The following is a 14168-nucleotide window of genomic DNA, read 5'->3' on the forward strand; positions in this document are numbered from 1 at the left end:
GAATTAATCATTCTAAAATAGTTAAAACTAGAAACCGCCACCGACGGCATTTTGAACCCAAGAAATAACCGCCATGGTTAAACCAATACCACCAACAGCGACACACGCCCACATTAAAACGGTCTTGGACATTTGATTCATTCTTGAACCAAACTGTAAACCGATAAAACCAACCACCAAAGCAACAGCGGCTAACGCGATGCCTAAAGTTGACAGGTTTTGTTTTAATGAATTCGCAGCATTAGTTAAGTTACCGAACACGTCACCTAATTTTTGAATTGCTTCTGGATCCATTTGAGCAATTAATTGAGTCATTAATTTCATAAAGTAATTTTGAATAGCTAAAGACACAGGATTACCTCTTTCTCTTTAAATTTAGTAAGATTAATTGAGTAATTGACTTTTAATTTCCGCTTCAATGAGTCGTTGCGAATAATATTGGTCAATTACTGCTAATAATTCATGATCCGTTGTTGGATCAATCAAAGCCGCCAGTGCCTGCTGGCGGTTTTTAATTTTAAATTCTTTTTTTGAAATCCCCCTTTCAGTCAAGACCTTTTCTAACAACAATTCTTGAGTTGATTTCTTCTTAGAGCTCATGGTTCACCTCCTTTCGTTTTCCTTTTTGCTGGAAAACAAAAAAAGCGCCACAGATTTCTCTGTGACGCACAAGTGGAGCATATTAAATTATTCAGATTGTTTTATGAACTCAAACAATCTAATAACATCTGAATCAGTCAATTTACCAATTGGTTGATTTTTAAAAACTTTCGAAGGTGGAAGTCTAAATATCTTATGAGTATCAATATATGATTGCTTATTTAATCCTGCACCTTTCCAATCCATTATTCTGTAATAAAATTTCTTCTTGAAATAGGAGGATTGAACATATTGAGAAGTAATTTTAAAAACACCAATTTTTTGAGCAGTTATTTTTACTACTAAGGCAGGACGAATTTTTTCTCCGTCCGTATCTTCATAAGGAACATTAGCAATATAAATATCCATTGGTTCCATAATTAGCCATTAACCATCCAATCATGAAACTCTGGAGATTTTTTAGGATCATAGTTTCCGTTCTCGTCAAATTCAACATCTTCTACTGGTATATCCTTTATTAGATTAGACCAGTCTAAAGCTGTTGGTAACTTTTTTACAATGACCCGATCCCCTTTGACTTCAAAAGATATTTTGCTACCTTTTTCTAATCCTAACTGCTTACGCACCGGAGCAGGTATTACGACTTGTCCCTTGCTAGACAAAATACTGGTTAATTGTGACATATGCCTATCCTCCTAATTTATCGGATTAACTATTTCTTACTTCTTACATCTTACATTAAGAATTTAGTTTTATCAATCTAACAAATAAAGAATATTATTACTCAATAAAAAGCACTAGAGATTTCTCTGTGACGCGCAAGTGGAACATATTGTATTCATGACATTTACTTAAACCAAGAAACCATCTTCTGGTGTACTTTATAAACTAATCCATAGAACCAATTGTATAAATGATTGCTACTTAATTTAGAACTACCACCAGTTTGTGCAAAGCCAGAACTAGTGTCTGCACCATTGCCGGTTGGTAATGGTGTAACTGATCTTGGTAAGTCGGAATCATCGGAATCAGACTGATCATTCGGCGTAGTGTTAGAAGAAGGAGTATCAGTATCTGAGTCTGACGAAGAACCTTTGGAATCAGAAGAATTGGAATCTGGTTTTACGGAATTGCTGTCGTTTTTGCTGTCACTACCGTCTTTGCCATCCTTGCCATCTTTACCGTCCTGACCATTTTGACCATTTGCGGCATTAGCACCATCTTTGCCGTCCTTACCGTCCTTACTACCTTTATCGGTGTTCGTTCCCGCATTGGAGCCACTATTAGATCCGCTATTGGAGCCATCGTTATTGATAGTAATTGTAGTGTTACCACCAGTTACATTACCGTTGGTTGCAGTATTGGTATTATCACCATTAGTTTGGCTCTGGTGCTGCTTTTGCTTGTTTTTATTTTTATTAGTGGTTGAACTAGGATTGGAGTTTGCACTCGAATTAGCATTGGAGTTGGAATTAGCGTTACCGTTGATATTCGTTGAACCACCATGTCCATGGCCGCTATGACCATTGGTACCATGTGTGACAGTTACTGTTTGATCGGCATCCGAATAATCCTTGTGCTCCGCAATAATATTGCTATTCTTACCCGTGGTTTCTAATGTTTCAAAAGCCGTCATTTGCGTCTTAGACGTTTTCGCGTTGTTTAAATCGCTTAGATCAATGTCATAGGCACTCGTATCATTGCTAGAATCGGCATTATTTGTTCCTAAGTCCGAACCGGTAACACTGTTGTAACCACCATTAGTGGTTTGATCACCACTAGTATTTGACGGTTTGTTAGAGTAATCGGGATTTTTAGCATTCTCACCTTTACCAGTTGAACCATGATTGGTTTGATCGCCGTCAGTCGCATTAGTATTGTTATCAATCGCTTCGGACGTATCTTCTACCACTGAACTGTTAGCTGTCATGCCGTTTTGATCCAACATCGTTGTTAGATAACGAGCAGCTGGCGCGTCATCTTGCGGATTAAAGTAAACACTAACCTTGCCATCAGAATTAGCCGGAATAAAGGTTTTACGGCCATATAAATATTGATTATTGATCAAAAACGGACGCTTAGCACCAGTATCCATTTCTGCGGCATTCAAGACCACTTGTTCATCAGGGGCTAGATCAGTGTAACTAACTGTATCTTTTAACGGTACTTTAGTATTTTTACCATCTAGCACCAAATCTTTTTGATTATCGATCGTTTGCATAGTGTGAATCTTAGGATTAGTAACCCGCACTGTTTGGTTCAAGTTATTGACGTCAATTTCCGAAGTAATGGGTTCTTGCACGTTATTACCTTCCACAGGATTGGCTTCTGAATTTACCAAATCTTCGACCATAACCATTTTTTGACCGCGTAAAGAACTAGTGTCAATCAAATACTTATCAGCGTTCGAATTAGGCTTAGAGTCGTCAATTCGTGGATCTTGTGCTTGAATCTGATTATCCTTAACTCGCTGTTTAGCCTTTGTGCTTCCAGACAAAACCACGTCGTATTTTTGCGTGTCATCGGTCGGCTGATTAGCATTAGTACCAGAATTTTGATCCAAGGAATCCTGAGCAGACTTTTGTTTTTCCTTAACCTTGGACACCAAATTATTAAAGGCAGAAACGATCTCGTCTTTATCAGTAGCAGTCATTGGCTTTTTGGCTTTCGCAACCACGTCATCTAAACTAGAAGTTTCTAAACCATAATAATCAGCAGCTGCCGACAGATCTTTAACCGCGCGTTGAATATCACTATCACTAGAATTTTTGGAAATAGACGTTTGTAGAACAATCTTATTACCCGTTCCAGAAGCGCCCTGAGCCTTTTTAATGGCTGCTGCCACACTCTTATACTCATCTAACAAATAATGCTTATCAGAGCTTGAGAATGGCGTTTGGGACTTGTTTAAATAGTCATTAAGCTTAGTTGTATCTACACCATAACGTTTGGCCAAAGCATTAACTTTCTTAATGCCGTCTTTAATATCGGCGTCACTGTCGTTTTTAGTGATTTTAACGGACAATTTAAAGTTTCCTTGACCATTAGTTTGATCGCCGGCTACTTGTTCCTGTGACGTTTGATTAGGCTTAGTTTCCGGTTTAGCAGCTGGTTTATTGGGATTAACTTTATCCTTATTCTTCGAAGCGTCAACTGACTCTTTAGTAGCCGTTACCTTCTGCAATGGAACCGTCGTTTCGCCTTTCGCAGCGGCTGGGTAGAAGCGTTTCTTACCCATTAAGTTATAAACCTTTGAACCATCTTTACCCGTACGCAAAGCAATATTCACGCCCGTTTGTGGATCAACGGCCACAGCGTCCAAATCCAACTCATGTCCCGGCGCAACACCCTCGTAACTTACCTTATCTGCCAAATGGCTCTTGGTTTGAGGATTGCTAGTGTGGTGGTCATTTAACAAAGCTTCAGTGTGAATTTTCGGATTAGTAACTTCAATGGTTTGCCCTTGATCGTTCACGTCCGCGTGAGAAGCTAATGGTTTGTCCGGCAACTCCCACAGATCTTCGAAGACCACGGTCTTTTGGCCAGCTAACTTACGGGTGTTGATTTGGTAAGGTTGCTTTTGATCGGACCCGCCGGCAGCAGCACCAGCTTTAACCGGATCAGCCTTAATATCCTCAACCTTTTGGGCTTTCAAGGAGTTCAACTTTTGGCGAGTAGCTGCATCGGCAATCTTAATATCACCATTAGAATCAGCTTTGGGAGCATTAACCATTTCCAGTGGCACTTCAGTGACAAAGCTATCCGACTTTGGTGTCACCGTCGTTTTGCCCATTAAAACATAGGTTTGCTTCTTCTCCTTCAGCTGCACTGCATTGGACTTGGAATCACTTAAAACAGCTCCCAATTCTAACGGTTGATTAGGGGCGACGTCGGTTACAGTTGCGGTATCAACTACAGTACCCGTTTTAGTAGGATTACTAATCGTATCACCGTCAATGGAAGCTTTCGTCTTAACCTGTGGGGTCGTAACCCGAACTGTTTCGGAAGCGTCAGTAATATCTTCTTGATACCCCAACTTATCATCGTCTTCGTCAGCCGGTGTGACATTGTAGTACACTGTCAATTTTTTACCTTGTTGATCCACAGTTGAGAATTCAGGAAAATCAGTTGAAATTTGTTTTGTTGGACCGTCAGCTGTAAACGTCTTTTCAACGGTTACTGGCTTATTCGTGGTGGGATCTTTATATTCCACGGGATTGCCTTGATCGTCCGTGGTCATTTCCTTTAAGTGAACGGTGTACTTATGCCCCTTCACTAAATCCGTGATATTGGCCCAATCGTTGATTTTAGTCTTGGAGTAAGGGTTAGTAACCTTGTTGCCGGTTGGTACTTTATCCTTACCAGCCGAACTAGCATTAGCGGTGGCCACCGTACTAATCTTCGGGCTTAACACGTGTAATGTTTGGTTAACGTTGTTGGTAGTATCTTCAGTCGCTAACTCTTCGCCATCATGGGTTGGTACCTGATCATTTGCCACGCGGTAAATATTTGCTTTCGCGTAAATATTGTCACCTTGTAAACCGTGCAAATCAACTTGCGAGTACTTCAAAGTGGCTTTAAAGTAGCCACGGTCATGTCCCTTATTCGGATCAGCTTTTTTAGCGGTGAATGTTTGGGATGCTTGGGCCACCGAACCGTCTTTGAGCTTCAAAGGTTGGCCAGTAGAACGATCGTACAGGGTGTCAACTATTTTGTAGGAATGGCCATCGTCCAAATTATCAGCTAATATTTCATCTTGGAGATCCTCATATTTAGCGTCAACTAACCGTGAACCCTTCGTGTCGTCACTATCAACTTCAGTTGCATAGGATTGCAAGATTGGTTGATCCTTGATTTCCGTATTTTGAACGTTAACCGTTGGAAATTGGGCGTTAACAATCTCGTCGTCAGTTAGCTCAACATGTTGGTCTTGTAAATTCAACTCGTGATCCGGATCAGTGTTTGCTTCGCGGATAATATAGTGACCATGAGGAACCTTCTTAAACACCAAATTTCCGGAGTCGTCCGTGACACCTTGTTGCACGACTGAATTGTCATCTTCATTGATCAAATTAAAGCGAATACCTTTTAAAGCTTCCTGACCCTCTCCTTGCTTGTGCAAATGAATCTCACCTAAAGTTGGATTGACACCATATTTAATCCAAGGAGTTTTTATTGTTTTAGCTCTTGCATTTCCAGTATTTTGAACCAACGTGTTCTGCACGTCGCCACTATTCACATAACCATTGGCACGCAACCAGCCATCGGTCTGTGTTGAAATTTGAACTGAAAAATCAGCCGTCTTTTCTGATTGAGCTTGCGCCGGAATGGTGACCGTGTAATCTTCACCAACGTCACAACGATCACCTTCTTTCACTTGACGATCGCCTTGCTTCACTACCATACCAGCCGGACCAGAAATGGTTGAAAACTTAGCATTAACCGGCTTATAACCGCCCGTAATTTTAGTGTGAAAAGTAAAGGTCGTATTTCCTTGCGGATCAACCACACCTTGACCATTACCATCAGGTGTAGAAGTAATAGTCCAATAGCCATCATTATCATTACCAGCATTACCAGAGCCACCTTGAGAACTGCTTGAATGTTCAGGCAAACTCTCTGTATACCCAGAAGCAATAATCTGTGGTTCAGACTGTGTTCTAGTATCCACAGAAGCATTCTGCTTAATTTCCTGAGCCGCCATTTTAACCCGTTGCCGTTCCGAAAGCAGGGATGGCTTTCCTAAGCCCAAAGTGCTGCCATCGGTGTAATCCACGTCGTCTAAATTAAATCCGCCGTTCCAACCAACGTTCTGATCCCAAACTACTTCCTGAGTCGCAGCTAATGCTTCATCTAAGTTGTCCAGCCCCAACTGTTGAGTTGATTTCATTGGAAAACCATTTAAAAGCACATGATACATATTATCGCCCGTATCCTGCTTTTCAGTTGAGTACGTTGAAGCATCCGGAGTGACCTTATTGTAATTTAAACACCAAGCAAGGTAGCCGTCGGCGTTAAATTCCGTATGCACCAATGGTTCGCCGTGCATGGAACCATAGACTGGAAATTCCGACATTGGAATACTGACACCATAGTGACTAAAGCTTGCCGGCAACTCATCTAAATTATCCTTAGTTACACCTGGAACGTTGTAGGGATTTGATTCTGAATCGTCAGCTTTCACAGTGGTTAAGGGAGCTGCAGCATTAGCCATGGTTCCCAAAACCACCACCGAAAGTGAAAACATAGTCGCTAAGCGACTGCGGCGCCGATTTTTAGCTTTTTTCATCAAAACACCTCATTTTTTAAATTTTGGGTACAAAAAAACAGAGCTAGCTAAGCTAGTTCTGCTTTAAAAGAAAAATTGTTTTTAATTAATATTTTGGCCAAACATAGTCGTTTTTTGTCTTATCGTAATGGCTTGGTTTTTCTGGGCTTGTGTAGTAAGAATTAATGAAGTCATTTAATTGGTTAATTTGATCGTTAGTCATAGTCGAAAGGTCTGGATTTGGCATATAAAAGGTCTGCGATTCAATAATATCATATCCCTTGTAAGCAGCCTTGTATTTGACAACGCCCGTTCCAACTTGGGTAAATAATGGATTTAACATATTTAACCGGTGACCATTAGCTGAATTACTATTCAATTCGTGATACCAGCCAATAACAGCATTAACAGCATCAGTTTGAGCATTTCCAGTGGAAGGATCTTCTCCTAAATTCTCACCAGCATAAGTGTTAGGGTGAGTATCACTAAAGTTACCATCGTGATTAAGAACATCTCCATTTTTATGAACCGTCTCTGCTCTCATTTGAGCAAAGCTATCTAATTGTGGATTATCAACTAACGGATTTAACCCATTCATTACACGCAAACGATTGACCTCGTTAAAAATACTCTTACTAATTGCTTGCTCATCTAAATTAATTTGGTTATCTGATTCAGTTACGTTTGCATTCGGCGTGTTATTATCCTGATCCATTAAATGAAGATTTTGTGGGTTAAAATTAGCCGTAGCGTCGTCTGACCGTAGCCATTCTTTACCAGACACTTGGAAATAATAGTAGTCGTGCACAAGCTTAACTTTTCCAACACGCCAATCAGAGTTAGGAAAAACCACACGTGCTTCAATCACATTACAGTTATTATCGTAAAGCGGCGTATATGGAGTGGTCCGCGCCGTAGCGACCTTGTAATTATATTTAGTAGCTCCCACATGATTAGAACTGGCTAAAGTAGCTCCCCCAGCTGCTAAACCTAAACTAAAAATCAAAGTTAACATTTTTCTCAACTTCATTTAAAATCCTCTCCCCGTTTCTAAAACTTAATTTCTTTCTAATTAAATTTTAGCAGGAAAGAGCTTCAAAGCCTAGTCATATCAACCAATTAATTAAATTTCTTGTGCAAAACTGGAGGCGCCCTAATGGCTCGAAATGAGGTTTTCCACAGAATTAAACTATTCATTTAAATTCCTCCTTTAAACTAAAAAAATCCAGCCTCAAATTTTCTAAAGTTGCTAAAAATTTGAAACTGGATCAATATTTGACGTTTTTCTATTGCTAAAACCTTAAGGGTACAAAAACTTAACCAGCCATCGGTTTGCGTGGAAAGTTGTTTTTCTATTGCTAAAATCTTAAGGGTACAAAAACATTATAGCATGTGTTATCATTAATATTGAAAAAGGGACTGGTGTTAGAGCACCAATCCCTTAGCGATCCGCTTTAAAGGCGGTGACTAAATTATAGAGCTTATTTAATCGTCCTATAACTTGCCAAAGTTAGAGTAGGACGATTTTTTGTTACTTTTTGTTGTTCATGATTGTGGCAACTAATGTGCCAAAAGCAATCATTAACATTAATACCTTGTAGGTATTCAAGTAAGACTGTATATCCTTTCTGTTGATTCTTCCGTATTCTCATACGCAAGCACCTCCTTGAGAACAAACAGTCACCGCCCATAAAACTTATCGCATTAATTATTTTAGCATATCTCTCCCAACCCTTTTCCTTTAAACTAAAAAATCCAGCTTCAAATTTTCTAAAGTTGTTAAAAATTTGAAGCTGGATTTTTATTTGACGTTTTTCTACTGATAAATCCTTAAGAGTACAAAAACCAAAAGCCAAGACAGAAGCCCAAACAGTGGGTTTTTCTATTGCTAAATCCTTAAGGGTACAAAAATATTATAGCATGTGTTATCATTGATATTGAAAAAGGGACTGGTGTTAGAGCACCAATCCCTTAGGTAAAGTTGCCAAGGTGGCAACCATTCACTTTTAAATTAAAGCTTAATAATCGCTAGCCTTGCGTGGCTAAGGCGATTATTTTTTTGTCTTGTTTTTCAACTTGACAAATTCTACAACCGTACGCACTCCATTAACAAAACTGTTAACAAAGTAAGCAATGGCTAGTAGTTTCAATCGGCTAATCCTTTCCTTAGAATCTGGTTTTACAGTTGTTACACCATAAACACCACCTCATTTCTGGAATAGCCGCCGCCTTAGCATTTACTTTACCTGAAAACATTTTAACATATCATTAGCCTTTAAATGCTTCTATTAAGATATGTTATCCTCCTATTTTTTCAGCAATTTAGTATTAACAATTTGGAAATCAGCTTTGTGAATGTATAACTGTTTACCGTCGATCATTATTTTGGTCATCTTAGGCGAGTCACTGTCATTAAGCAAGTCACTTTCTGTACTCCATCTAATATTTTGCCATCCAATATTTTTTCCCTGAAAAGCCTCAATATAGTTACCATTCTGTGACCGGATTACAACTGCTCTTGGTTTTTCAACAGAGAAATTTTTAACTGGCTTCAATTTTTTATCTGCAAAAATAATGGTTTCGTCCGAGCTTTCAATTTTCTTACCGTCAATAGTAATAGTTAAAATAGAAGATGGTTTGTAGACTCTACTTTCGCCAGAATCATGACTCGTTAAGTTGATCTTATTACCAGAAGCAGAAGTTTTCATTGTTTCTTCACCATTAGCAGTATAAGAAGTCACATTATAGACATTATCGCCTGTATTCCCAATTAAGTCTTCATTCAAAGAACAACCAGTTAAGGTTGCTATTGCAGAGACAAATAAAAACAAAAGAAAATTTTTATGTTTCATCTTTTTCACTTCCCATATATAAAAATCCAGCCTCAAATTTTCTAAAGTTGCTAAAAATTTGAAGTTGGATTTTTATTTGACGTTTTTCTACTAATAAATCCTTAAGAGTACAATTAACATCTTTATAATGACTCCCAAAAATAAAACAGCTAATCCTAAACACAACATTAACCAATGCCAAAATTCATCTTTGATGCAAGTAGCACTTAAAAATAATGTTAAACACGCTCCCAGACAAATGGTATCTATGATTACCACAAAATTGCCAACCATAAGTGCATGAATATATTTGTAAATTAAAGGTCCATAGTTAATACTACAAATTAATTTAATAAGTAATTTAATGCCAAATACCAAACCCAAAACTAATAAAGAAACACTGAAAATCAAAAAAATCCCAATAATAATTTTGGCTAAGTATTTGCTAACTACCGATACCCTATTACTTTTTTCCTCTTCTTGACGAGTTTTTAAATTAAACTGTTGCAAAGTAGAAAGTTTCTGTTTCTTCTTATCTGTCATAACCCTCAAACCCCTTCTTTAAAATTAATACTTAGTCATAGTGAAATAATTTATTTGATTTTAAAAACTTCGGATGAAAGCTAAGGGGATGCAAATAGAAATTTCTGACAAGAGTTGAAGTAATATCGTATTCATATTCGCTATGGGCGCTAGACACACCAGCAAAACCGGAAAAATACTGTACAAAGAAACAAATAAACGAAAATTTAGAAAAACCTTAGAATCTAAAAATAATGAACATATAACAGAATCAACAAACAAGAAAATTTGAATCACAGTTAGTAATTTAATATTTTTAATTAAAAAAATCGTTGCTGGACGTTCTAAACGTTTTAAAAAAGAACCTAATTTAACAAATTCGTTAGATAAATGACTAACTAAACGTATTAAAAAATGTATTAAACTAGGAAATACAAGATATAAAGCAACTACCAATGTTGGTAAAACAACAAGTAAAAATATCAAAAATAAAATGTGCTTTTTATCTGATTTAAACACCTTATCATCCACCTTAGCCTCCTAATTCAAATAAGTAATCGGCTGACCAGTTTGATTGCTGCAAACAACTACTCCACCAAACCTTTTAGCAAATTCTCGCCAATAGTTAGGATTTGATTTAAAATCACTTTCTAAAATTTTTTGTTTTTCCTTTTTCATAATTCAAATCCCCCTCACAAAATCAGAAACTAACTAATGAAAAGCACTAAGGCTGTAGCTGCAAATGTAATTAAAACAGAGAAAAGCACAATAAACGTTATATAAAAGTCATAACTACTAAAATACGACAAGTGTTTGGCATGCTTTAAAAAATTGAACATGATTTGATACACGTACTTATTAACTACTTTTTTATGATCAGGTGCCACTTTGAGCTTTTGATTAATTTTATTTAGTTGAGAATTTGATGGTCCAAGCTTCTTCTTGTCAGTTTTTACATAAAGCTTTTGATTATGCTTGTTGTAAATTATTAGCAAGTGTGCGTTCCAAGCCTTATCCTTAGAAAAAAGCTTTTTAAATTCTTTTTTTAAGGGAACTTTATTGTTGTTCTTACTTATAACTTCAAAAGCAGCACTGTCACCATCGGAACTGTGTCCTTTGCTAAGCAATTTCAATAATTTTTTATTAGCAACAGCCTTAACTGCTTTTTGCTGCTTATTTAACTTCACATGCTTTTGATTACCACTGCCACTGTCATTGTCATTATTATCTGCAAATAATAAATACCAAAGCATGTAATTATAGGCAGGGTTAGTAGCACTTTGAATATTGGCTGCTTGATTAACTTGAGAACTAGAAGGTGTTGACTCTTCTTCGTCTTCTTCAATTGGTGTCGAACCAGAACTAGGTGTCCTTGAACTCGAATTACTGGAACTTGGAGTTTCCTCTTCCTCACTAGCACTATTGGTTGAAGTTGCTGACTCTGATTCAATAGGCTCACTAACGCTTGTGGTTGCTTTTACATCGCTAACACCTAAAGTAAATAGTCCCGACAAGATTGAACATATTAATACTGTCTTCAAAGACCATTTTTTCATTATTTATTACCTTTCATTTAACTTAAAAATAATTTGAAAAAACAAGTAACTATATCACCCCTAATGATCCCAATAGGGCTATTAGAGAAACAAATATCAGCAAAACATAACTAATTCAAAGAAAGTTTAAATAACTTACTATTAGAATTATCGGTTAATTTAAATGGTTTTGACTTTACCAGTTCACTAATAACGACAATTCTTTGATCTGGATGTAAAACACCTTTTTGTTCATAACAAGTACTCATAGTCAACAATGGCTTATTTCCCTGCTGCTTTAAAACTTGAGCAGCTGTGGGGTTGCGAACATCTTTAATTTGCCGACTAATCACGCGATATTGATAGACTCGATGCGCTGATAAAGCATAAATTGGCGTACCTTTTCGAATCCTGACATATTTCAAATCAATATCGCCTTTAGGAGCAACGTATTTTTGCAAATTAGACAAAAACCAATCGTGAGCATAACTAAGTTGCATATAATTGTGCCCCTCAACTGCAAAATTACCAGAACCTAAACGCTCATTAGGATAAGCTGTGCCTAACCCCCAACTCAAAACATAAGGCGTAACCCCTTCAAAAACGGGCACGTCAATCTTATATTTAGGAATTGATAACTCGGTCCGCAAAGTTAAACCAGTTTTCTTCTTACGCTGTTGCAACAAGCCGTTGAAATCCGGTTGTTGTGTCTGCGCATCGTATTTAAACTGACCCTTAACTTGATCATGAATTTTGGACCGATAAACTAAGTTTTTTTGATCAACCACAGCTAAATTAGCTTTGTGCCCTGGTGATCCTAACCAAAATGCCAATATCACAAAAACAAAAAACAAACTAAAAACAAGCACATACGCCTTAATCGACCTTTGTTTAGGTGTATCCACTTTGATTTGACGTTTTTTCAAATCATCTCCCCCTTTTATGTAAAAAGAGCGTACTATCCCCACAGAATTTTTATTCTTATTTTTTGATTTATTATCAATTAATAACTTTTTAGTAATAAATGGAACTTCTTTGTTAGTACAGAAAGCAATTTTTTAAGTTAATCCAGAATTGATTGTTCTTTCAGCCAGCTCACCAACGCTACACTGATCAAACCAATTACTTAAAATCAACTGACTCACTTTTGGACTGCGTCTTGGACCACTTCTATACAAATGAGTATAGACAGGACTTTTTGGACAGTTACGTTTCAATCCAAGCTAATTGGCAGTTAGCCCGATTGCCTAGTTAATAGTCCCCAACCAATGATAATTTACCGCAACATCGTATGGTTTCTTCACCCTCTCCCCGCCTGACCACGGTTACCAAACGGATCTTAGATTGTTTGTATTCAATTTTCAAAGAACAATTAGAGATTAGGCCTTAAAGAAACGCCAGCCGCTTCAAATTAGCTAAAATGATTAGCAAAATTCAAAACGAATTCTTCTCAACTCATAATCATCTGGATTAAACAAAGGATCAGACTTAACTAATGCAACATCAAGGAGCTTAGATGGATCCAAAAACTTTAAACGTTTAGCAATTAAATGGTGGTGAGAATCCATAACAGTATGCGCTCTTTGATAAACCTCTCGTGAATTAATCAAATAACGCGAATCCTTAGAACAAACAAACATACCATTGCCCATATTGACCCATACTTGACCACTGAAGAACAATTTAACCGAATGTGACTCATTCAAAAGATCTTTGTATAAAAAGTCTTCACCATAAACTAACAATCGCTTACGTTTACCATAACTATTTGAATAATCAAAAGCCTGTCGCACTAGCTCCCCTCCATTCCCAATTCAACCCATAACCAGAATCGAAATTCAAAACTCTAACAAACAAAAAAAGGAGCACCTGCATTGTACAGGTACTCCACTCAATTTAGCTTAATTAATTAAATAGATTAACGAAGTTCTTTAGACGTTAACGCTATCTATGCTAAAATATCCAAGTGAACTAACCCATTACAGCTACTTGCAATAGCTATAAAAAGGGAGTTCTCTCGGAGAGTAAAAATAGCCGAACAACGGGAATTGTTCGAGTTATGACTTGCTAAAATAATGCCTTATTTTAGCAAACCACTCTCTTTTTTATTTGCATGTAAAAGTTCAATCAACAATTTCAGAAACTTAATCATTTCTGAAAAAATCTCATAAACATCAAGTTCTAGTTACAAAATCAGAATACCTTATGCCAAAAAATTAATCAAGCGTAAATTTAAAAAAAAAATAAAAAAATAAAAGGCTTACATAATAAAAAACTAACTAAAATCCAAATATAAATTTAAAACGAACAATCCATATTCACAAACTATGTAATTCACTATTAGATATTCTTAATTTTCAAAAACTAAAAATCCTTAAATAACATATATCTTATTTATTTCCTAAAAGCCCT

At 37.0% G+C, this 14168-nt stretch carries 14 protein-coding genes; all 14 read right to left on the minus strand.

Going from position 1 to position 14168, the window contains the following annotated elements:
- Nucleotides 1–27: 27 nt before the first annotated feature.
- Complete coding sequence (locus AC3B6Y_RS09320) at nucleotides 28–351, minus strand: hypothetical protein (protein WP_489769874.1); 324 nt, start codon at nucleotides 349–351, stop codon at nucleotides 28–30.
- Nucleotides 352–384: 33 nt separating this feature from the next.
- The gene (locus AC3B6Y_RS09325; RefSeq protein WP_489769873.1) at nucleotides 385–600 is read right to left on the minus strand and encodes a hypothetical protein; all 216 of its coding nucleotides are present in this window, start codon (nucleotides 598–600) and stop codon (nucleotides 385–387) included.
- 87 nt (nucleotides 601–687) lie between these two features.
- Nucleotides 688–1017: a type II toxin-antitoxin system PemK/MazF family toxin gene (locus tag AC3B6Y_RS09330; RefSeq protein ID WP_489791546.1), complete on the minus strand. Its 330-nt coding sequence runs from the start codon at nucleotides 1015–1017 to the stop codon at nucleotides 688–690.
- 2 nt (nucleotides 1018–1019) lie between these two features.
- The gene (locus AC3B6Y_RS09335) at nucleotides 1020–1283 is read right to left on the minus strand and encodes an AbrB/MazE/SpoVT family DNA-binding domain-containing protein (protein WP_489758066.1); all 264 of its coding nucleotides are present in this window, start codon (nucleotides 1281–1283) and stop codon (nucleotides 1020–1022) included.
- Nucleotides 1284–1447: 164 nt separating this feature from the next.
- Nucleotides 1448–6889, minus strand: coding sequence for a VaFE repeat-containing surface-anchored protein (locus AC3B6Y_RS09340; protein WP_489791548.1), 5442 nt, complete (start codon nucleotides 6887–6889; stop codon nucleotides 1448–1450).
- An 85-nt stretch (nucleotides 6890–6974) separates the two neighbouring features.
- Entirely contained in the window at nucleotides 6975–7898 is a 924-nt protein-coding gene (locus tag AC3B6Y_RS09345) for a CAP domain-containing protein (RefSeq protein ID WP_489791549.1), read from the minus strand.
- A 451-nt stretch (nucleotides 7899–8349) separates the two neighbouring features.
- Nucleotides 8350–8724, minus strand: coding sequence for a hypothetical protein (locus tag AC3B6Y_RS09350; RefSeq protein ID WP_489791551.1), 375 nt, complete (start codon nucleotides 8722–8724; stop codon nucleotides 8350–8352).
- 450 nt (nucleotides 8725–9174) lie between these two features.
- Nucleotides 9175–9720 (minus strand): DUF5052 family protein, encoded by a 546-nt coding sequence (locus AC3B6Y_RS09355; protein WP_489791552.1) that lies wholly within the window; start codon nucleotides 9718–9720, stop codon nucleotides 9175–9177.
- 90 nt (nucleotides 9721–9810) lie between these two features.
- The gene (locus AC3B6Y_RS09360) at nucleotides 9811–10242 is read right to left on the minus strand and encodes a hypothetical protein (RefSeq protein ID WP_489769867.1); all 432 of its coding nucleotides are present in this window, start codon (nucleotides 10240–10242) and stop codon (nucleotides 9811–9813) included.
- A 60-nt stretch (nucleotides 10243–10302) separates the two neighbouring features.
- Nucleotides 10303–10752, minus strand: a complete 450-nt coding sequence (locus AC3B6Y_RS09365) for a hypothetical protein (protein WP_489791553.1) — start codon at nucleotides 10750–10752, stop codon at nucleotides 10303–10305.
- Between the two features lie 9 nt (nucleotides 10753–10761).
- Nucleotides 10762–10899 (minus strand): hypothetical protein, encoded by a 138-nt coding sequence (locus AC3B6Y_RS09370; protein WP_489769865.1) that lies wholly within the window; start codon nucleotides 10897–10899, stop codon nucleotides 10762–10764.
- 29 nt (nucleotides 10900–10928) lie between these two features.
- Nucleotides 10929–11777, minus strand: a complete 849-nt coding sequence (locus tag AC3B6Y_RS09375) for a hypothetical protein (RefSeq protein WP_489769864.1) — start codon at nucleotides 11775–11777, stop codon at nucleotides 10929–10931.
- A 110-nt stretch (nucleotides 11778–11887) separates the two neighbouring features.
- Nucleotides 11888–12682: a class A sortase gene (locus AC3B6Y_RS09380; RefSeq protein WP_489769863.1), complete on the minus strand. Its 795-nt coding sequence runs from the start codon at nucleotides 12680–12682 to the stop codon at nucleotides 11888–11890.
- Nucleotides 12683–13180: 498 nt separating this feature from the next.
- Nucleotides 13181–13549, minus strand: coding sequence for a hypothetical protein (locus tag AC3B6Y_RS09385; protein ID WP_489791554.1), 369 nt, complete (start codon nucleotides 13547–13549; stop codon nucleotides 13181–13183).
- Nucleotides 13550–14168: the final 619 nt, after the last annotated feature.

The sequence above is a fragment of the Bombilactobacillus sp. ESL1092 genome (genome assembly GCF_058107465.1).